The 21,118-nt window shown below is 47.1% G+C and carries 20 protein-coding genes; 6 read left to right on the top strand and 14 right to left on the bottom strand.

Features of this window, described 5'->3' with window-relative positions:
- Nucleotides 1-46 precede the first annotated feature (46 nt).
- Nucleotides 47-1,435: an FISUMP domain-containing protein gene (locus tag BUC02_RS14140; RefSeq protein ID WP_073323619.1), complete on the bottom strand. Its 1,389-nt coding sequence runs from the start codon at nt 1,433-1,435 to the stop codon at nt 47-49.
- Nucleotides 1,436-1,580: 145 nt separating this feature from the next.
- Here BUC02_RS14140 and BUC02_RS14135 point away from each other — a divergent pair, with 145 nt between their 5' ends.
- Together BUC02_RS14135 and BUC02_RS14130 are read left to right on the top strand one after the other, a co-directional pair.
- Complete coding sequence (locus BUC02_RS14135; protein ID WP_073323617.1) at nt 1,581-2,807, top strand: aminotransferase class V-fold PLP-dependent enzyme; 1,227 nt, start codon at nt 1,581-1,583, stop codon at nt 2,805-2,807.
- 11 nt (nt 2,808-2,818) lie between these two features.
- Complete coding sequence (locus BUC02_RS14130; RefSeq protein ID WP_073323615.1) at nt 2,819-3,652, top strand: tRNA threonylcarbamoyladenosine dehydratase; 834 nt, start codon at nt 2,819-2,821, stop codon at nt 3,650-3,652.
- A gap of 4 nt (nt 3,653-3,656) precedes the next feature.
- Here the strand turns inward: BUC02_RS14130 and BUC02_RS14125 are convergent, their stop codons facing one another.
- Entirely contained in the window at nt 3,657-4,568 is a 912-nt protein-coding gene (locus tag BUC02_RS14125; protein ID WP_163452547.1) for an alginate O-acetyltransferase AlgX-related protein, read from the bottom strand.
- Between the two features lie 212 nt (nt 4,569-4,780).
- On the opposite strand from BUC02_RS14125, the gene BUC02_RS14120 reads away from it, so the two are divergent.
- Entirely contained in the window at nt 4,781-5,806 is a 1,026-nt protein-coding gene (locus tag BUC02_RS14120) for a helix-turn-helix transcriptional regulator (protein WP_073323611.1), read from the top strand.
- Here the strand turns inward: BUC02_RS14120 and BUC02_RS14115 are convergent.
- From BUC02_RS14115 to BUC02_RS14065, 11 genes are all read right to left on the bottom strand, one after another.
- On the bottom strand, nt 5,799-6,320 hold the full coding sequence (locus BUC02_RS14115) for a phospholipase D-like domain-containing protein (protein WP_073323609.1): 522 nt from the start codon (nt 6,318-6,320) through the stop codon (nt 5,799-5,801). The genes BUC02_RS14120 and BUC02_RS14115 overlap by 8 nt on opposite strands.
- A 28-nt stretch (nt 6,321-6,348) precedes the next feature.
- Entirely contained in the window at nt 6,349-6,924 is a 576-nt protein-coding gene (locus BUC02_RS14110; protein ID WP_073323607.1) for a PIN domain-containing protein, read from the bottom strand.
- Complete coding sequence (locus tag BUC02_RS14105) at nt 6,905-7,222, bottom strand: type II toxin-antitoxin system RelB/DinJ family antitoxin (protein ID WP_073323605.1); 318 nt, start codon at nt 7,220-7,222, stop codon at nt 6,905-6,907. The genes BUC02_RS14110 and BUC02_RS14105 overlap by 20 nt, the downstream gene beginning before the upstream one ends.
- Before the next feature lie 74 nt (nt 7,223-7,296).
- Nucleotides 7,297-9,597: an AAA family ATPase gene (locus BUC02_RS14100; RefSeq protein WP_073323603.1), complete on the bottom strand. Its 2,301-nt coding sequence runs from the start codon at nt 9,595-9,597 to the stop codon at nt 7,297-7,299.
- Nucleotides 9,598-9,691: 94 nt separating this feature from the next.
- On the bottom strand, nt 9,692-10,858 hold the full coding sequence (locus BUC02_RS14095; RefSeq protein WP_073323601.1) for a PD-(D/E)XK nuclease family protein: 1,167 nt from the start codon (nt 10,856-10,858) through the stop codon (nt 9,692-9,694).
- Nucleotides 10,859-10,875: 17 nt separating this feature from the next.
- On the bottom strand, nt 10,876-11,556 hold the full coding sequence (locus tag BUC02_RS14090) for a hypothetical protein (protein WP_073323599.1): 681 nt from the start codon (nt 11,554-11,556) through the stop codon (nt 10,876-10,878).
- 1 nt (nt 11,557) lies between these two features.
- Nucleotides 11,558-12,445: a hypothetical protein gene (locus tag BUC02_RS16435; protein WP_217653092.1), complete on the bottom strand. Its 888-nt coding sequence runs from the start codon at nt 12,443-12,445 to the stop codon at nt 11,558-11,560.
- 2 nt (nt 12,446-12,447) lie between these two features.
- Entirely contained in the window at nt 12,448-13,971 is a 1,524-nt protein-coding gene (locus tag BUC02_RS14080; RefSeq protein ID WP_139261194.1) for a hypothetical protein, read from the bottom strand.
- A gap of 374 nt (nt 13,972-14,345) precedes the next feature.
- Entirely contained in the window at nt 14,346-14,684 is a 339-nt protein-coding gene (locus BUC02_RS14075) for a DUF1232 domain-containing protein (RefSeq protein ID WP_073323595.1), read from the bottom strand.
- Between the two features lie 644 nt (nt 14,685-15,328).
- Entirely contained in the window at nt 15,329-15,958 is a 630-nt protein-coding gene (locus tag BUC02_RS14070; RefSeq protein ID WP_073323593.1) for an FISUMP domain-containing protein, read from the bottom strand.
- A gap of 9 nt (nt 15,959-15,967) precedes the next feature.
- Complete coding sequence (locus BUC02_RS14065) at nt 15,968-16,501, bottom strand: type II toxin-antitoxin system death-on-curing family toxin (RefSeq protein ID WP_073323591.1); 534 nt, start codon at nt 16,499-16,501, stop codon at nt 15,968-15,970.
- Between the two features lie 205 nt (nt 16,502-16,706).
- Here BUC02_RS14065 and BUC02_RS14060 point away from each other — a divergent pair, with 205 nt between their 5' ends.
- Both BUC02_RS14060 and BUC02_RS14055 read left to right on the top strand, forming a co-directional pair.
- On the top strand, nt 16,707-17,159 hold the full coding sequence (locus BUC02_RS14060) for a hypothetical protein (protein WP_073323589.1): 453 nt from the start codon (nt 16,707-16,709) through the stop codon (nt 17,157-17,159).
- Nucleotides 17,156-17,518: a hypothetical protein gene (locus BUC02_RS14055; RefSeq protein ID WP_073323587.1), complete on the top strand. Its 363-nt coding sequence runs from the start codon at nt 17,156-17,158 to the stop codon at nt 17,516-17,518. Before BUC02_RS14060 ends, BUC02_RS14055 begins: the two co-directional genes overlap by 4 nt.
- A 140-nt stretch (nt 17,519-17,658) precedes the next feature.
- On the opposite strand, the gene BUC02_RS14050 is transcribed toward BUC02_RS14055, so the two are convergent.
- Nucleotides 17,659-19,779, bottom strand: coding sequence for a glutamine synthetase III family protein (locus tag BUC02_RS14050; protein ID WP_072799853.1), 2,121 nt, complete (start codon nt 19,777-19,779; stop codon nt 17,659-17,661).
- 252 nt (nt 19,780-20,031) lie between these two features.
- Between BUC02_RS14050 and BUC02_RS14045 the strand changes: the two genes are divergently transcribed.
- Nucleotides 20,032-21,075: a sigma-54 interaction domain-containing protein gene (locus BUC02_RS14045; RefSeq protein ID WP_073323585.1), complete on the top strand. Its 1,044-nt coding sequence runs from the start codon at nt 20,032-20,034 to the stop codon at nt 21,073-21,075.
- The last annotated feature ends 43 nt before the right edge of the window (nt 21,076-21,118 follow it).

Raw genomic sequence — 21,118 nt, 5'->3', positions numbered from 1 at the left:
GAGATGTTAAATGTGGGATGTGAAATTATTCATTTCTCATTTCACATTACTCATTGTTAATTACGCAGCGAACAGAGAGCCAGAATTTCTTATCGACCGGAATGGCAGACACTTCTTTATCGGTATTGAACATGGAACGTGCGATACCGCGACCATCACCCACATCCTTGCTTGTCCAGAAGTAAGCACCTTCGCCCTGAATCACCGAGATGCCGTTCTTGTTGGCATAGCCACCGAACATGGCAGTGAAGGCGTAATCGTCAGAGCCGTTACTACGCAGGCGGACTGCAGCAGTGTTTGCGCCGCCAGCATAAATTTCAAGCATTTTCCAGTCGTCATCCGTTGCAAGATGCGAACCTTCGGGGCAAGCCGTCAAAGCCGCGTCATGCGTATACAGGCGACCGTAGATTGCGCAGTTTTCTTCTTCGCGGTCATAGCACATGGAATTTTCTTCAATCGCAAAGTTCAAGTTCTGCACAAACCAGCGCGTGCCATTGATTTCTTTAACTCTGTAAGTCTGACCATCGCGATTGTCTACGAACGATTCGAACACCGGGCAACGGGTTTCAAATTCCTTGGCGCCCAAAATAGAGTCCACCGCAGGCTGCCATGAGGTGCAGAAACGGAAGAGTTCACCACCCGGGAGCGCCGTAGAATCAGCCTTGTGCTTTTCAGCCCAGCGGTCTACGTAAGCTAGGTTAATGACAGCAGTATCCGGAATCGAAAGCGCCTTGGCAGAGGCCTGCATAATCTTCGAATACTTTTCAGCAGCGCTCTTCGGAGTCTTCCAGTAACCTTCGAGCAAGCCCTTGCGGAGCTTTTCATAAAGCGGAGAAGGGACCTTCACCTTGATAGTCGTATCGACAAAGTGTTCCGGCTTGGTAGCGCAAGCGGCTTCGCGAATGGTATCGCGCAGGCTGCCTGCCTTTTCATAACATTCTTCAATGCACTTGTCACGGGCTTCGCCCTTCTTCTTGGGGCAAGGAACCCAAATGCTCGTGTCGGCATCAACCTTGACCGGCTTGGCATAGCCCTTCGTCTTCAGAGCGATCTTCGCCACCGATTCCAAAGTTTCAAGAGCCTTCGTGTTGCCCGATTCGCCTTCCAGGAGCAAGAACGAAATCACCTCGGTACATGCATCCATGGCCTTGGCGTTGGCGCAAACCTTGGTGCCGTAACCATAAGAGAACTGCGATTGGCAATTCGAGAACGATTCGTAAGGCATGGCCTTGAAGATTTTTTCGTAGACCTTGACGGCATCGGTCGGCGTCATCTTGCCGCAATAAATTTCTTCGGCGGCCCCCTTTTTTACGATTTTCTGGGCCGCGGCAATATCGCCGTTATCAATAGCGTCACGAAGTTCCGGCTGGGCAAAAGCGTTAGAAACGCCCAAGGCAAGAACTCCCAAAAACAATACACCACCAAGAATTTTCATTTTAACCCTCACAAAAAATTCCGGTGTAAATATAGAAAAAATGGCAGTAGGCAGAATGCAGTAAGCAGAACTTAGTTGGTTGATCCTAGTACGCTATAACAATCAATAAATCCAGGCTATAACGTTAATTACTATATTTGGGCCCATGATTGATGCCGAAAAAATCCGTAGCGAATTTCCGATGCTTGTCGCTGGCGATAAGGACGCAAAGCCGCGCGCCTTCTTGGACAGCACGGCCACCACGCAAAAGCCCGCGTGCGTCATCGACGCGATGGACGACTTTTACCGCGAGCACTACAGTTCCGTGAAACGCGGTGTGTACCGTCTGAGCGCCCGCACCACCGAAGCGTTCGAAGCAACGCGCAAGAATGTCGCAAAATTCATTAACGCGAAGACCGAAGACGAAATCGTGTTCACCCGCGGCACCACCGAAAGCATCAATCTGGTGGCATGGAGTTACGGTCGCAAGTTCTTCGAAGCAGGCGACGAAATTTTGATTAGCGGGCTCGAGCACCATGCAAACATCGTGAGCTGGCAGCTGGTTGCCGAAATGAAGAGCGCCAAGATCAAGGTGATTCCCGTTTTGGACAACGGCGATTTGGATTTGGCGGCACTACCCGGATTACTCACTCCACGCACCAAGATGGTGGCCGTCGCCCACGTGAGCAATTCCGTCGGTACCGTGAACCCGATTGCCGAAATCATCGCGACGGTACGTAAGCTCGCCCCGCAGGCAAAGATCCTGATTGACGCCGCCCAAAGTTCGAGTCACATCAAAATTGACGTGCAAAAGCTGGACTGCGATTTTCTCGCCTTCAGCGGACACAAGATGTACGGCCCGACAGGCGTGGGCGTACTTTACGGCAAGTATGAAGTTCTCGACAGCATGCCCCCTTGGCACGGCGGCGGCGAAATGATCAAGAACGTGACTTTCGAAAAGACGACTTACGCCGATGTTCCCGCACGTTTCGAGGCAGGCACGCCCATGATTGCCGAAGTTATCGGGCTCGGCAAGGCTATCGAATGGATTAACGCGGTAGGCATCGAAAATATCCGCAAGCACGAAGAAGAAATTACGCAGTATGCCTTGGAACAGCTCGCGCAGATTCCGCAGGTGAAAATTTTCGGGAACCCGAAGGAACGCGGCGCCCTCATCAGCATCACGCTGGACGGCATCGCAGTCAGCGACGCCGCCATGATTCTCGACGAAGAAAACGTGGCCGTTCGCAGCGGGCACCACTGCGCCCAACCTGTGATGGACCGCTTCGGCGTCGACGCCACACTTCGTTTGAGTTTCGGTGCGTACACCCTGAAGCGCGACATCGACCGCTTTGTCGCAGGCATCAAGCGCGTTCTCCGACTCTTCGGTTAACCGGGACTCGTATGGGAATCGAGAAAGGCATCTTCAACCGCACATCGCTCCTGCTCGGAGACGACGTGATGGGCAACATCTACCAGAAGCGCGTCATCATCTTCGGTCTCGGAGGTGTGGGCAGCTGGTGCGCCGAAAGCCTGGTGCGTTCCGGCATCAAGGAACTCGTACTCGTTGATTCAGACCGCGTGTGCGTCACCAACGTGAACCGCCAACTGATGGCCACCACGAAAACCGTGGGGCAAGTCAAGGTGGACGTGCTGAAAAATCGCCTACTCGAAATCAACCCGCACGCCAACATCGTAGCACTCCAAGACATCTACGAAGAAGCGAATACGGACAAATTCCAACTGGACACATTCGACTACATCATCGATGCCATCGACAGCCTCGAAAACAAGATGCAGCTGTTGTGGCACGCCACGCGCACCAAGGCCACGGTATTTTCTTCAATGGGGGCAGCCCTCAAGATGGACCCCACACGAATCAAGGTCACCGAATTTTGGAAGGTTGCCGGTTGCCCGCTCGCCCGCGCCCTGCGCGACAAGTTCAAGAAAAAGAAAATGGCTCTCAAGAAAAAAGTGCTATGCGTCTACAGCGACGAACTCCTGAAAAACCGCGGCAAGAATTCTTCTTGCGGAACGGACGCCTGCATGTGCCCCAAGGTGCGCCACGAAAGAAGCGAAGCCGAACTCCGGAATGCAAGCCTGGTCGATCACGAATGGTGCAGCAGTAAGGCACAAATCAACGGCACCATGGCGCACTCCACCGCTATTTTTGGATTCATGATTGCGGGCCTCGTGATGCAGGACATCTACAAGAAGGCCTTAGCAAGCGCCGAGTAAAAAGCTAAAATTCCGGCATGCTGAAATCGCCGTAAAGTTCACGGCCGTCAAACACCCAAACCACCATCTTTTTGCCATCCAAGAATTCCGAACGGTCCTTGAACAAGGTCGGGCCCAAGTTTCCCCCGCCGATACGACTGCGGGTAAACGTCTTAATCCCTGTCGCCTGCGCAATGTAGGCGCCGATATTGGAAGAACTGTTCCAACCAAAATCGGCATTGCTGTCGCCAATCACCACAATGGGAGCGTCCTTGGAGCCGTGATAGCGTTTACCTTCTGCATCCACGGTCTTTAACACGCGCACATCGTAATCCGGGTAAGAATTGTACTTCAGGTGATAAAGATTTCCGGTACCGGGAACAACCGTATCGCGCAGGAACCATTCTTCCCTCGGGACATCCAAATCCATCTCGTTGATAGAATCGGCAATCATCTGTGCAAGAACCTGCCGGCCTGCGCTAGTATAGTGGCTTTCGTACGCTTCGAACATGGGCGTTTCTTCGTTCTTTTCGAGAAACTCCTCTACCGCATCGACAACGACAACACCTTCGTCTTGCAACGCATCTACCCATTCTTCATATTGCGGGGCAACAATCCCTCCCGACAATTCTTCCGAATAATGTTCCGCCTCGATTTGCAATTTATCTGGAACAGGCACCACCACCAACTTGATACCGCGCGCTTCCAAGGAATCATTGAAAGCAACAAAGGGCTTCAAATTGTCTTTCCAATCCGCCACCAGATTGACAAGACTTTCCTGCAGAAAAATCCAGTCGCCTTCGCCACTTACCGCACAGCGGGCCTCTTTCAGCTGTCCGCCACACTTTTCAATATCGGCTTCAATCTGTTCCTGAACGTCCAACGGGATAAGCGGACGAGTAGAAAGGTAGACCATGGCAAGTGCAACAACCGCCACTCCAAATCCAAAAATAAGCCCCAAATTTTTCCTAAAAAACATGACAAGGCCAAATTTAGAATTTTTTAGAATCCTTGGCAGGGACCAAACGGCCTTTATGCTTCGGCAGACGAACTACTTTCGCATAAAAAGACGACAATTATCGTCGTCTACATTTTATATATTGAGAGATATTCCCCGACTCGCGGGGATTGCATTGTGCAGGAGGCTTTATGGCAGATCAGGCTCGCGGCGAACGAATGATACGAATTTTCGTCTACATGATGGCGCACTACAACAACCGTTACAGCATCGCCGACATCATGCGGCATTTAGACATTCGCGAAGAAGACCTGCGGAGCGTGCAGCGCGACATGCACGCACTCTCCGAAATCGAAGGTGGCTACATCAAGCGTTCCGTCGAAAGCGGCAAGACCTATTATCAGGTGGCACTTGAACGCGCAAACAAGCTCATATTCCCGGAATTTGGCGACACGCTACTGCATTTCATGTTCCTACAGCGCATCGCGAACATCTACCCTGCGACATCAAACCTCATCGAAGACTTGGCCAAGAGAATCACGCAGGACTTGCCCGCTAAGGAACAATCGACTTTAGCGCATTACGCGAAGGAACTGAACGGACACATTCTGTTCATGGGTACGCCACCGAGCGTTGACGAAAACGTAGGCAAGAATCTGCCAATCATCCTCGATGCCATCCGCAAAAAACAGAAGGTGCAAATCGCCTACACCGACAATTGGGGCAATATAACCAACAAGCCTCGCATTCCGCTGATGGTAGCCATCCACCAGGGCGAAATCTACATCGGCTGCGTGTCGCAACACCTTCCCGACAAGACATACGCCCTCAAGCTTCGCCGCATTCAATCCGTAAAGCTTTTGCGCGAACAATTCGTCGAAGACCCGAAAGTCGTTGAAACGCTCCGCAAGCGCATCCGCACAGGAACGCTGCTTTCGGGCGACCAGGATCAGCAAGAAGAAAAAGTCGTCATCTATTTCCCGGGATACGCCAAGAACTTTCTACAAGAACGCCCCTACCACCCCAGCATGAAAATCAAGGAACTGGCATGCGGCGACTTGCACGTAACCATGAAGGTCGCCGTAAATGGGCTGCTTAAGCAATGGGTCATGTACTATGGTTCTATCGCTGAGGTGCTAAAGCCCGCTAAACTCCGCCAAATGGTACTCGACAGCGCAAAAGATTTAGTAAAACTGTACGAAAGAAAGTCTACTTAATCCTGTCGCCGCAGAATTCTTGGCGACCACATTTTTTGCAATGCGAGCCCATCCACAACGTATCGAACTGTTCTATAGCAGGTTCGACAAGCGCAGGGTCATTCGTGAGGATTCCCGCCTCGAAGTTACGGCGTAGAGAGCTTTTCATGCCGATTCCCGCACCCGTCAAATTCGCGGACCCGATGTAAGCCGTTTCAAGATCAAAAATCATCATCTTGAAATGCACTCGCGGGCACATCACGTGCTCCAAATCCGTCACCATAATCGGAAAGCGGTCAAAGTCCTCGCGAAAATTCGGGCCAGGCTCCTTCGCATGAATCAAACGCACGCCCACGCCGCGTTTCAAAAGTGTAGCAAGTTGCCCCAGCAACGGAATGGCATCACCATCCTGTTTCACATACACATCCTTGATATCGGCAGTACCAATCCACAAGTTATTGCGGACCGACATGATTCGTGAAATCACTTCGGAATAGTGTTCTTCGTTTTGGATGTATTTAGTGAAAATGGACATCGTGGAAAATATCGTTTTATTGGACTTCCTATTTTCTCTCCGCTCTTGCAGCTTTGATTTCGGCGACAATTTCTTCTTCGCTCATGCCAGCGGAGCCGTTTTTCAAAGCATCTTCATTCAAGGCTTGTAACGCGGACATAAGAGTGGATGCGGAATAAGAAACCGAAACATCATTTACAAACATTTGCGATTGAACGGGATTTATCAAATCCAGAAAATTTCGAGCACTTATCGCAAAAGGAACGTTAGGAAAATGCTTTATATTACCCGTAACGACATAGGCATTTTTATCACGATGAGCAAAAGCTACATCATAAAAGATTCTGTCATCAACATCTGGCAAAGCAAAGTCCGTCGGCGCGACAGGCTCATTTATAGCGTATTTTAAAATTTCATCCACAAAGCGTTGACCGTATGAAGCATTCCACCTGAATTTAGAACGGCTCATCACTTCACAATATTCTTCAACAATATTTTCATCAACAATCGGCGTAAAAAGGTGTTTCGAGATACCTTGAAAAACCGCATAAGGAACTGATTGCAGACGATCTTTCGCAAGGGCTGCAGAAACCAATATATTTGTATCAACGACTGCGTAATACACGTTTTTTTCTCTCCGCTCTTGCCGCTTTAATTTCCTCTTCAATCTCTTCTTCGCTCATGCCTGCAGAGCCGTTTTTCAATGCATCATCATTGAGCGCACGTAATGCCGACATAAGTTCAGAAGATTCATTCACCGTCGGACGTTCAGACACCTTAAACGGCAACCCTCTTTCAATTACCGCTCGCTTGAAAAAAATGCGAACAGCCGTAGGAATGTCCATTCCTAGACTTTCAAACAAGTCGGAGACCTCGTCTTTCAACTTGTCATCAACGCGTATTTGTAATATTGATGTCGCCATACAGACCTCAAATGATATACAACTACTAAATATAGTATAAACACATTACAAAAGCAATATGTTTGTATATTTTTCTACAATCCCAGCCTGCGGCCCTGATGGTCGTCTTTATTGGCGAGTTCTTCGAGCATGTTCTGCAGGATGAGTTCCTTCGTCCGTAACTCAGTAGGCACATATTCTAGCTTGCGGCGCACATTCTGAAAGTCGCTAATCGCCACATTGTCGCAGCGAAGAATTTCCTTGGGGCAATGGCCCCCGAAAAATGCCGTCCAAGTTTTTGAAATTTGCGGCAGGTCCATATAGTCAAATGCCAGCTTCAGCTGAAAGCGCCGGCGAATCGCCCAATCCAGAACATTCTCGTAGTTTGTCGCAGCAATCAGCATTCCGTTAAAGGAATCCATCTGGCAAATAAACTCGTTCACCAGGGTCACTTCCCAATGGTTTTTCGCATTGCCTCGATTTTCGAAGAAACTGTCGGCCTCATCGATAAACAGAATCGCGTCACTCCGCTCCGCTTCCCGGAACATCGCACTTACATTATGTTCACTTTCGCCCACATGGCACCCCAGAATATCGCTCGCCCGTTTCACGATAATCTCGCGATCTAGAATGTCATGCGCGACATGCTTTGCAAAAGCCGACTTTCCGGTGCCGGGAGGACCATATAGGAATATATTCAAGTTTTCCCTGCGCCCCGAGGTCTTTGACTCCTTCCAGCGAGCATCAAAATTCCTGAGCATCGGCACGACATAATCCACATTCCGAATATCCCCGCTCGAAATACGGACGCAATCCAAATTATAATCCGGCCTCGATTCCTGCGGCAAAGTCGATATACCCAAAAGTTTAGCATGCGAAGAAGCGACCTCGCGAACCACATTCAAAGGCGACATCTCCTGAGACTGCATCCGTTGCGCAAGCCGAACTGCCAAAGTGGCGCTACCTGCCATCACCGGAATTTCCTTGGCGACACATTCGATATCTTCGCTACGCATCATCGATTCCGCCTGTTGCGTTTTCAGCACCGATTGCCAAATGGCAATGCGTTCGCTCTTGCTGAACGAGAAAAATTCCAGCGAATAATCAAAACGGCGACGAGTACTATTTTCAATCATCGCGATATTATTCGTAATCCAGACGACAGGCGTTTTCAGGCTCTCGAAAATAATATTCAGCAGACCCTTTTCTGCCTTATTCAAAACCAAGTCCGCCTCATCCATCAAGATGACGCCGCCACTCCGCTCACATTCCCAATCGGCCAAAAGCATCGAGCGCAAGCGCGTCTGCAAAAGGGATTCCTCGCTCATTGATTCTTCACCGATGCCCACCGAAAGCAGTGTAACATTCAACTCTTGTGCAATCGCCTTGGCAAGTTCCGTCTTGCCCGTTCCCTCGCGACCATAAAAAAGGATGTTCAGCGGGGTGCCCCTTTGGTGCGATTTAAGCATCTGCAGAACAAAAGACGCCTGCGGATTCGTCTTGACAATCCGCTCATAGGGAACACACGGTTTTGCTGCCGGTCTGAAATCCATAATCTGCGACATATCTGAGAAACCATACAGATAATTGCTCACGTCGTCCGCTAAGTACAATTCCTTGCGTTTGATTCTCAAATCCGTATTGCGGAACGATTCTTCCATTTGAATTAACTGAAACTTAAGAAGCGGACTCTCCTTGGAACAAAGTTCCTGAAGCGTTGTGCCATCAAGCCCCGTCAGCAAGGCAATCCGACTAAAGGCTCCACGCTCATTCGGGTCAAAAGTTTCCCCCTCTTTCACCCGAATGTTTTCTAGCCTCAAATACAGTCGCTGATGGTTCCGAAGCCACAAATAAAGCACCAGTTCCACCGCCTCATCCGACAAATGGAAAAGACGCTTTAATTCAAAAGTGCGTTGAAAAGCTTCGTCATCGTGCGAGCAACCTTTTGCCAGCTTTTCTTTCACGCAATTTTCAATCATCTGCACGATAATCGGTCGCAGGCAATCATTCGCGCGCTCCAAATAAGCCATAATCTCAAAAAACTGCTGAGCAAAGCGAACATTCCTGGTTTCGTGATACGCCTCCAAAAGCTCCCGCACCCCATAATGCTTGTCATCAATCGAAGCCCTGACAGTACTCGAAAAATCAACCTGGTCGCGAATCTCGTAAACACGGTCCGCAAATTCGCCATAATAACGGACCGGCAAATAATTCTCGCAAAAACTGCGACAGCAGCCATCCGGATACGCCCGCATAAAGCGCACCCAGTATTCCATAATCTTCAAGTCGATAAAAGAAGTCCTCGACTCCGCCTTCGCTGCAGGCGACTCCCCTTCTAACCGATTCAGCGCATTCCCGAAATAATTCTCTGCCGAATTCTGATAATGTAACTGCATAGCAAAACCTCTTGATTCTACTACGCAATATAAAAGAAACGCACGACAATTAGTGTCGTGCAGTGAATACTTTTAACACGCTTAAAGTTTATGTCTATTCACTCTTTCCATTTGGATTCTTGACCTCATTTACAATTTTTTCAAGTTTTTTATATACATCAAGCAGTTTCCTAACAATTTCTTTTTCATCAGATAACTTTTGGCAAAGTACCCTATTCATCCATTTTTCCGAATTATCGCAATCTAATTTTTCTTCTCCAAACTCATGATTTATATTTTTCCTATACTTAACCAATTTTCCTTTTGGTTTCCAAATGGTAATGAAAATCTTAAAATTATCCTGTATATCAAAACCCGATTCTATACCAATTTCATAATCAGGATTACCATCTTCAAACTTACATCCCAAATCAGTATCTTTAAAAACCCACCATCGTTTCGCACCATTCCATTCTTCATTTAATTTTGTTTGGATATTTTTAATTATGTTCGCATCCTTTTTTCTTTTTTCATCAAGAAAAGCATTTCTTCTTTCAATTATTTTTTGCAAAACAGAATCATTGTTCATAAAAAACTTTCTTTCATCTTCAGAGAAATCAGACATAGAGCCTCCTTTTCGGTCTAAAAATTGAATAAAATCTGTTAAAACAGGAAGATATTTGGGATTACATTGAGTTAAATAATCACCCAGGTTATGTTTTATCTTTTGTAGAAATTCCCTGTAATAAATGGTTTTGAAATTAGACGTTAACTTTACATTCTCATACTCAGCCCTTTCACATAATGCCAAAAGAATACACACCGGGAGCAAATCAAAACGTTTACTCTCATTCTCAACATAATTATAATAATCGTTAAAATCATTGTCTGGAGGAGCGTCAATTTTATTTTCTACGCACACTTTTAAGCAATCTGTTGTCAACAACAAATCAATACGATTTCCATCTTCAGTATACACTTCTGTCTCCGCATAAACATTTCGTGTATACAGGAAGTTTTTCTTATCCAAATTCCTTTCTTCATTCGGATACTTTTCTTGGTAGGCTTCAAGAAGTGTTTTGAAGAAAAGTGTCCCAAACCCATGCGGATTTCTTGTATCAAAGAAAAAAGCGAATAATCTCGAACATATTTCTTCACGTCGCGTCCATGGATACTCGCATAGTTCCAAATAAGTCGGTTCATACACCGGCTTGGGAGGAAACTTCTTAAATTCGTCAAGAAGTTTCTTAAATTCTGCTAACTGTTTTTCATTGATTTCCATAGAACAACCTTTTTGATTTATTTCCACAGGGAGCAAATTTTCTGTATGATTTCTTCCTGCGCTTTGCCTTGCGGATGCGGCACGACAATACAACGATGCGTTTTTCCAGATTCGCCTACTAGGGTAAATTCACCCGTAGATTCATTTTTAGACTTCAACTGTCCACGAGGTTCCCAGCGTTCAAAGAATCGACCGACACCTTTTTTCTCACCTTCGTAAATGCCGGTCAAGAATACAGAAACGCAGGGATCCAGGTCATCCATTTCGGCAAGCAACAACTGGGCGCATTCATTAATCTGATTACTTCTTAAGCCCTGCGTGGTTCCCTGTTTCGCGCGGAAATTAATTTTATACAAGTCGCTCCAATAGAAATCATGGAAGACCTCCGGACCGTACGATTCGCCACGAACCCTTTCTAGGGCATGACCAACCACCCGCCAAAACGGAGAATCGTCAAAGTAGTACCCATCTCTGGATTTGAGCCAATTTAATTCACCATATTCGTAATCAGTTACCAACGGAACTTTATCTTGTCCAAGACCATAAGTATCGCGACCGATAAACATTGGCAACCCTTTTTTAAAACGGCTTCGTGAGCCAACGAAATGCGTCGGCATAATACCCAAGGCATCGCTATTGGGCAGAGATTTCGCCTTATCGTAAAGGACTTTGTAAAGTTGTTGAACTTGTGGGAGCATCTTAAATATCCCATTCTGTATTTGTATCTAGCAAATTTTTCTGCACTGCGGCAACATCAGCAAGAGCCTTAAACGGACTTTGTGCAGCAAATGAATTAATACTATTTAGTGACACTGACAACAATTCAAGATTTCCTGTTTTCAAAGCCGCATCAACACATTCAAATTCTTTTGCAAATATTGAACGTCGCTCATCAAAAGTCTTATCCAAATAATCTTTAATACTGTGCTCAATGGTTTTTATTTTTTCAATTGCAACCTCTTTTTTCGCATTTATTTCAGCCCTTTTAGTTTCCTGTTCTTCAGTATATTTAATAGTTTCATTTGCAACTGATTGTAATTTACACAAAGCATTCAAAACCTCTTCGGGGTTATTCAGATTCATCACCCCCCTTTTCGCAGCATCAATCAATTCATCACGCTTGTCCTCAAAAAAAGTATCTTGTGGTTCATCTTTTTCTATTATCGGTTCAGCCAGTACATCAACAACGTCCTCTTCTGCTTTTTTATCATTCAAATCATCATTTGACTCATCACCTATTGAATCTTTTTTGTCATCATCATCTGCATTTTGAAAACCTGTAATCACATCTTTCAAGTCTTCTTCATATATTTCTTTTGCCTTATTTGCAACATTCATTATATCCGCAAATCCAAAATTCGCAGTAACATGGTTAGCAGAATTCGCCACACCCTCATTAGACTGAATTTTATCACAATCTTGCTTTCTTAATTTTTCTTTCGCAAAATTAAGAGCCTTTTGTCCTTCTTCCGAAGCAATAAATTCCCGCCCTTTTTCTACAGCCTTTTTTCCATGAATCAAAGCCGACTCAATTTTAGAGCCATGTTTATCCCAAAAATCCTTCGCTTTCTTTAGCTTGTCAAACATTCTTACACCTCCGAATTAAGCATTTTTTCAGTTTTCGAGGCAACAATATTCACTTGATCATTCAAATTCCCTTCATTATCAAGAATTGCAACCTGAGCCAATTCACTCATCGACTTTACCATGATCGCTGCCTGCTGGAAAATTTTTGTATGCTCAATATTATTGGCATCAAAAGTATCAACAATATTCCCTAATTTTTGCAGAGAACTTAATGTTTTGTATTCCAATTGCTGAGTCAAGCCCTGCAGTTCAAGAACACGAGCTTTAATTCCGCCAAGAACAAGCCAACTTGCCTTAATTTGTTCCGCCCATTCTTGAATTTCGGCCAAATACTGTGTTGCTTCAGTATTTTTTCTTGCGTAAAACGCCGAAGCAAGTGTTCCAACAGCAATAATCGCAACACCTGCAACAGCAATCCCCGTAGTAACACCTGTTGCAGTCGCTATAAAAGCCTTACCCGCAGCAATTCCACCTCCCCCAACAGCCTGTGCACCACCACCCCAAAAAGCCAATATTGCGTTCGTCGCCGCAGCACCATGCAAGGAGGCTATAGCAGTTCCAGTAGATGCAGCTCCATACGCCATAGCATACGATGTTACAGCAGAAGCAACAAGGTGTGGTGTACCCGCTAACGCAATTGCAGCAAAGCCACTACCAACAGCGGCTACTTTTATTGCATCTGAAGCTTTCATATCTATTTCTTTCATTTCCTGAACAGACTCATAGGAAACATCTATTTCCTTCAAAAAATCATATTCTTTTGATTTAACTTTTTGATTTAATCTATCCAAATAAGAAAGAAATAATCCAACCGTGTTATGCAAAGCTTCTAATCGAATTTTTCCGAATGTTTCAAGGGACTCGTTTAAGTCATCTCGAATGCTCTCATTTGTTGTTTCAATTTCTTCTTTTAGTTTATCTGCCTCTTCCCTTGTTGCTATTGCCTCTTTACGGTTTATCACCGCAGAAACACCTGAAATAACTTTCAACCCCTTTAAAGATTTGTTACCTACTGCACATGATATTTCAGTCGTTTTGTTCCATACAGCCAAAACATCTTCATCGTTACTTATTTTATCAAACCGATTACCAACAACTTCTACAATACCATTACCTTTTTGCAAGATACACTTTATCGTCTCATTTTCTTGTAAAGCATTCGCATATTTTTCAGCAATAAGTTTCTTTTCCTCTATTTGCAGAATTGCCGTTTCCTTAATTTTTTCTGCAGTGGACAAAGCAAAAGACTTCGCTTCATCAGCTTTCTTAAGAACTTGATTTACCGTTTCATTTTCCTGTAATGCATTTGCATACTTTACAGCAATGTTTTTCTTGTCTTGATACTGTTGCTCTGCAGACTCCTTTAAAGATTCTGCCGTAGACAACACTTGCGTTTTAGCATCATCTGCCTTTTTCAAAAGCTGATTCACAGTTTCAGAATCCTTAACTTCTGAAATCTTATTTTGTGCCGTTTTTACTGCATCTAAAGCATTTTGTTTGATTTTATTGAAATCAAGAAATCCCATAAACCGACCTCTTATACCCTTATTCAATGGGTTCACATTTTCCGCCGCTAACACACTGCATAAACACTAAAGTTCGAATATCTTTCTCCTGTCGACCACATTTCCTACAATGGAACGGCCCCAATTCATGCCCTGTATACGGCTCGCATTTTCCGCCGTTAACACATTGCATAAACACTAAAGTTCGAATATCTTTCTCTTGTCGACCACATTTCCTACAATGGTATGGCCCCGATTCATGCCCTGTATACGGTTCGCATTTTCCGCCGTTAACACACTGCATCAGCACTAATGTTCGAACATCATTCTCTTGTCTACCACATTTTCTGCAAAAATAAGCCATATTTTTATCTCCTTGTTATTTATTAAACCTTTTACTTCATAATCAGCGCCACAATCGCTGCAATCAAGCCGCCGAGCAACAGCGCGGCAATTACGACGGCGATGACCATAAACCATTTGGCATATTTCAGGATTTTCACCATGGCACTATTTTGGTCCTTTGTGAACTGTTGAACGGCATTCATGGTTGCAGTCACAAGGAAACCGACATCATCGAGCCAACCCACTACAGGGATAGCATCGGGCGCCAAGTCAACGGGCGACACGGTGTACAAAAGCGACATGATCATCAAAAAAACGGCGAGCCCCTTTTGCAGTGGCGAGGCACCGTTCAAATTCTTCACATCTAAAACTTCTGGTTCTTTATCCATATTTTTTCCTTCTCAAAAAGAAATATATCCTGTTTTTTTCAAAAGTGCACTTTTTTTGAAGAAAAATACGTCTTTACCATACGCATGTTCATTTTTGATGTCGTAACAGGCGCCCTCCTAGCCACGCCAGCCAACGCACAGCCCCCCAGTCTTTGACTTTGGCCCAGTAGCGTCTTATAAAGTTCGCCCCTCCAATCTTCGCTCCAGATTCAAAATCCGCTTTTAGTATTTTGCATGCTGCATTTGTTTTCATAGGTCCCCGCATTTTCGTAAGTTTTGCCGTAAGGATGAATATATACCCACTAGGCGACAATAGATGTCGTTCACTTCTGGTAGTTGGGACTCTACAAAAAAACGATTTCCTTATAAAAGCCTATTTTTTACACAACGAAACCAACAAAAGAAAAAAATGGCCCGAAGACCATTTTTTTCACTTTTCAGAACCAAGGCTCCATTCCAATGCATTCTTTATGTGCTCTTCAAAGACCTACAGTCTCTTTTTCAATCCACAAGTCACTTTCTAATGGACAAAAATACAGTAAATAGTCCACTGTAATGGACTAAAATACAGAAAATAGTTCGTCATAATGGACTAAAATATAATTTATTGCCTAATTTTATCTAAAAAAGGCAATTTTATGTTTTCAGCAGTCTTTCACGCACCGAATTGAATTCGCGCAGGAGAAATCATTCCAAAAGCGGTCGAGAACAGCATCGTCGTAGAAGTTGTCCAAGCAAACGCGGTATGCCCACTTGTTTTGCCCGACGGAGCTCCAGAATCGCGTGTGTCTGCCGCGAGCTCCGCAAAAACCGAATTCTTCCATGCAACCCGCCGGATACGCCGTAAAGTTGAATGCATCAGCACTTTTGCCAACAGGGAACAGTTCGTTTTCTTCCCAATCGTCTTTGGACTTTAACGCAAGAGCCGCCCCAAGGTAAGTTTCGGCACCATGCTCGCCCATTTCACATTTTGCGCTAACTGCATTAAACAAGTCTCGCCAATCGTCATTGTTCGGCAAGCGCCAACCTTTGGGGACCGCGGCTTCTGCAAATTTCCAGTAGTAGCACAAGCCATATTTCTTCACATTTGGGTCGCAGTTCCAATCGTAAGGCGGCGTTTCGCCATTCAAGCACAAATACCCCATGCCGCCGGCATACGCCTGCGCACATTCGCATTTATGCCGCAAGTTTTCGGCGAACCATATCCGATTGCCGATTTTCACGGTGCGGTAGGTTTCACCGTCTCGCGGGTCTGTAAAGTATGAGTCTTTCATAAAAGCCTCCTACATAATCAAGTTTACCACGAGTTTGGTCATGGTTTCACGTTCTTCGGGTTTGCTTTCAGCAATGAGCAGCGTGAGTGCGACTAGGGCGCCATCGCTTACGATTTTGGAGCCGTCCACTCGATAAAGGATATCGTTGCGCGACATATACCACAAAAAAATGAACGCAGCAATGCGTTTGTTGCCATCGACAAAGGAGTGGTTCTTGACAAGCAAATACAGGAGCGTTGCAGCCTTCATCTGCACGGTCGGATAAAGTTCCTTGCCGTCGAAGGTCTGGTAAATTTGTCCGAGTGAACTCTTGAAAGAAGCATCCTTTTCGACACCGAAGATTCCGCTGTCACGAAATTTTTCCTTGAGCACAGCAATCGCTTCCATCGCCAATTCGTAGGTGATGGGGCCATCCGTTTCGCTGTAGTCTACGCCGGTCTTCGGGAATTCCAGTTGCTGGTGGTCGTAGCGGTCCAAAGTTTCTAGAGCCGCACGAAAATCATTGATGACATTTGATATTTCTAGTTTCTCCAATCTGTTCATGACGCACTCCTTTTAGGGGAACATCACGAATATAGATTGAGCACGCGACAATTAGCTTCGTTTGCATAATTCCCATAACGAAGCACCACATCCAAGCTTTTACTGTTTTTACAAAAGTTTTACAAGAAATCGGTATTCAATAGACTGAAAAAAGCGTGTTAGGTAAGAGGGAGTGCTTCACAACTTAACATGAAAGGAAAATCCAATGAATATCAAGTCTTTTGATGACCTTGACATCACCGACCCGATTATGTTCGGGCTCGTTTTCAGCAACAAGCACATCGCGCAACCATTCATCGAGCATTTGTTGGACATAAAAATCGACCATTTGGAAACTCCTATTCCAGAAGCGGTTTTGAGCTACGATGCAGAGCACAAGGGCGTCCGCTACGATGTATTTGCGCGTGAAACCAATGAAAATGGCGAAACAATCCGTTCCTTTGATTTAGAGATGCAGATGGTTGATACCAAGGAACTCCCGCAGCGGGCTAGGTATTACCAGAGCGTGGGCGACGGCGTCGCTCTTTCAAAGGGAGCCATTACACCGGCCTTAAGGAACAATACATCATCTTCCTTTGTCCTATGGATATCTTTGGGCGGGGCTTTCCTGCGTATCATTTCGAAAACAGGGCGCGCGAAGATTTCAACATCACATTGAACGACCTCACTTACAAGAATTATTATATATTTACAAGGTACAAGGATTTTACGGACCCGGTCGTTAAAGCTTACATGAAGTACTTTGCGACTAGGAATGTGGACTCCCGTGAAACCGAAAACATCAACAACCAGGTGTCTTATTACAAGGCCGACACTCTCATAAGGAACAAGTATATGACTTTCGAATATGACCTTCATGAAAGTAAGGAAGAGGGCCGAGCAGAAGGCCGTGTCGAAGAACGTCGCGAAATAGCTGCGGCCATGCTCGCGGACGGCGATTCTGTCGAGAAGGTCGTGCGGATTTCCAAGTTGACCGAGGCCGAGGTTTTGGCAATCAAAGCCAACCTTGCGAATTAACCGACGTTTCGTCAAAATTATGCAAAAAAGGTAGTCCTAGGACTACCTTTTTCAATATATTTTTCAACGCATAATTGGTGCGGTTTAATAGATAAACGGACATTTGGGCTTCCACCTTCGACGGAAGCCCATGCTTTTCATCAATAGATGAAAAGCATTTCACGATACTTCGGCAGAGGCCACATTTCGTCGGGGACGACCTTTTCGAGGCCGTCGACAACCTTGCGCAAAGCGGCCATCGCATCGAGAATGCCTTCGTGCAGGCCGTTCAGGCTTTCTTCCATGGTAGCGATGGCGGCACTCAGATTCTTGACGCCTTCGCCGAGAGACTTCACGTAGGCATCGACGCCGGGGAAGCCCTGGTTCAGAGCCATTTCGTTGGTCTTCAGAGCGCTGGAGTAAGCCTCGACGACCTTCGGCAAGATGATGTTTTTGGCCATGTCGCGGCAGACTTCGCCTTCGATGTGGATGCGCTTGTGGAAATCTTCGACGTTGATTTCGTAGCGGGATTCCATTTCGCGGCGATTCATGACGCCATACTTTTCGAACAACTGAATATTTTCTTCCTTGGTGAGAGCCTTGAGGGCTTCCACGGAAGTGCGGATATTCGGGAGACCGCGGCGTTCGGCTTCGGCGACCCATTCATCGGTGTAGCCGTTACCGTTAAAGATGACGCGCTTGTGTTCCTTCACAATCTTCTGCAAAATCTTTTGCAGGCCCGTGTGGAAGTTTTTCTCGTCGAGTTTTTCGAGCTGTTCCGAAATCATGTCGAAAGCTTCGGCCACGATGGTGTTCAGAACCACGTTCGGTTCGGAACAACTCTGGCTGGAACCCGGTGCACGGAATTCGAACTTGTTGCCGGTGAAGGCGAACGGAGAAGTTCTGTTGCGGTCGGTGGCGTCGCGCGGGAGAGCCGGGAGCATGTCGGCACCGATGCGGAGTGCGCCAGCTTGTTTACTGGACTTGGGCACGCCTTGTTCGATTTGTTCGATGACGTCCATGAGCTGGTCGCCGAGGAACATGGAGACGATTGCCGGAGGAGCTTCGTTTGCACCGAGGCGGTGATCGTTACCGGCGCCAGCAGTCGTCATGCGGAGCAAGTCAGCATGGGTGTCGACAGCGTAAATGATGGCGCAGAGCGTGGTGAGGAACACGGCGTTCTGGTGCGGGTCCTTACCCGGATTGAGCAGGTTGCCCTTACCATAAGACACAGACCAGTTGTTGTGTTTGCCGGAACCGTTCACGCCGGCGAAAGGCTTTTCGTGTAGCAGGCACACGAGACCGTTCTTGTCGGCCACGTTGCGGAGCACTTCCATGATTTGCATGTTGTGGTCGCAAGCGAGGTTCACTTCCTCGAACATCGGGGCGAGTTCGAACTGGGCAGGCGCCACTTCGTTGTGACGGGTCTTCGCCGGAATGCCGAGCTTCCAAAGTTCGATTTCTACTTCGTTCATGAAGTTCAGAATGCGAGCCGGAATACTACCGAAGTAGTGGTCATCCATCTGTTGGTGCTTTGCCGGAGCGGCACCGAACAGAGTGCGGCCAGCTTGGTACAGGTCCGGGCGTTGCAGGTAAAAGCGCTTGTCAATCAGGAAGTATTCCTGTTCGGCACCGAGCGTGACCGTCGTCTTCTTCGGGCCAGCCTTGAAGCAAGTCATGAGGCGGCGGGTAGATTTAGAAAGAGCTTGCAAACTGCGCAGAAGCGGAGTCTTCTTGTCGAGCGCTTCTCCGGTGTAGCTACAGAACGCAGTCGGAATGCAGAGCGTGGCACCGTTGCCGTGGCGCTTGAGGAATGCCGGGCTGGTCGGATCCCAGGCGGTATAGCCGCGGGCTTCGAACGTAGAACGGAGTCCCCCGCTCGGGAAGCTAGAAGCGTCCGGTTCGCCGACAATCAGGTTCTTGCCGCTAAAAGCCATGATGGCGCGGCAACCGTCGGGTTCAAGGAAGGAGTCATGCTTTTCGGCAGTGGAACCGGTGAGCGGCTGGAACCAGTGCGTGAAGTGCGTGGCACCGCGGTCCATCGCCCACTTCTTCATGGCGTGGGCCACATCGCCTGCGATACTCGGATCGAGGGCGGCACCTTCGTTAATGGTTGCAATCAGCTTTTCGCAGACATCCTTGGGCAAGTATTCGCGCATGGCGTCGATGTTGAACACGTCTTCGCCATAGAAATCCACATTCACCGGACCGGCCGGCTTGACGGGCGCGGTAGGGGCCTTTGCGATTTCGTTGATGGTCTTTTTGCGGTAGCTTACGCTCATTATGAACCTCTTCTAATGTGTCATCCTGACGCCGAAGGCGGAAGGATCTAGGCTGTTTTTCAATTTATGGAAGGAAATTAGGAATAAAAACGGGGGTTGGCACCCGAAATTTATGAGTTTTGAAACAAAATGTTTTACAATATTGTAAAATTAGTGTATATTATTACATTATTGTAAAACACGTAAGGCGTTGTATGAGCAAAGGGAGATCCTTCGACTCCGAGGCTACGCCTCTACGCTCAGGATGACAATTTGAACGAAGCAGAAGAAATAAAGAGGCTGAAAGCGGAGATCCGCGAGCTGCGCAATATCATCGACGAAAAGCCCGGCAAAATGGTCGGCAACAGCGGCGAAATGCGCGAGGTCTACAAGCAAATTAAAAAGTGCGCCAAGAACGACGCACAAGTGCTTATCTACGGCAACGACGGCACGGGCAAGGAACTTACCGCCCATACCATCGCAGAACTTTCCGCGCGCAAGGAACACCCCTTTGTCGTGATGGGCTGCGCAAACTTGAGCGAAGGCTTCGGTAACCCGGCAAACACTTTTGAAAGCGAACTTTTTGGCTACGAGCGCGGCGCATTCATCGGCGCAAACAGCCGCCACCTGGGCAAGGCCGAAATCGCAAACGGCGGCACGCTATTCCTGGACGACGTCTCGGCACTGAGCCCGAAGAACCAGGAGATTCTGCTGCGGTTCATGCAAGACCAGAGCTTTTACCGCCAAGGGGGCAACATCCACCTGCATAGCGACGTGCGCCTGATTGCAGCCTCTAGCCGCGACCTCGAAAGCCTGATGCAGCAGAAGCTTTTCCGCGAAGACTTGTTCTACCGCCTGAACATCGTGCAGATTTCGCTGCCCGACTTGGCGCAGCGCAAGAGCGACATTCTACTTCTGGCAGAGCATTTTATTTCGCAAGTGAACCTCAAGTACGGCACGCACGTGGTGCGACTCTCGACGCCCGCCATCGACATGCTCATGAGTTACCATTGGCCAGGCAACGTGCAAGAACTCGAGAACTGCATCGAGCGCGCAGCCCTCGCCACGAGCGACGACTGCATCCATTCGCACAACTTGCCGCCCACCTTGCAGACCGATGAATCGGCCCGCAAGCCCATGCTTCCGAATAAAATCGCACCGCTCTCGACGCTCATGGACACCTACGAAAAAGAAATCCTGAGCGAGGCCTTAAAAAGAAACGGCGGCAACATGTCTGCTGCCGCACGCGATTTAAGTATTTCGCCGAGAGTCATGCACTACAAGGTGCACCGGCTGAACATCAACATCTCGGAGTAACGCACTCCTACAGATCCTTCGACTTCGCCCTTACGGGCTACGC

This window comes from Fibrobacter sp. UWOV1, from assembly GCF_900142495.1.
GTDB lineage: Bacteria > Fibrobacterota > Fibrobacteria > Fibrobacterales > Fibrobacteraceae > Fibrobacter.
The sequence above is the reverse complement of the archived record's forward strand: the minus strand, read 5'-3'. Positions and strand labels throughout refer to the sequence as shown.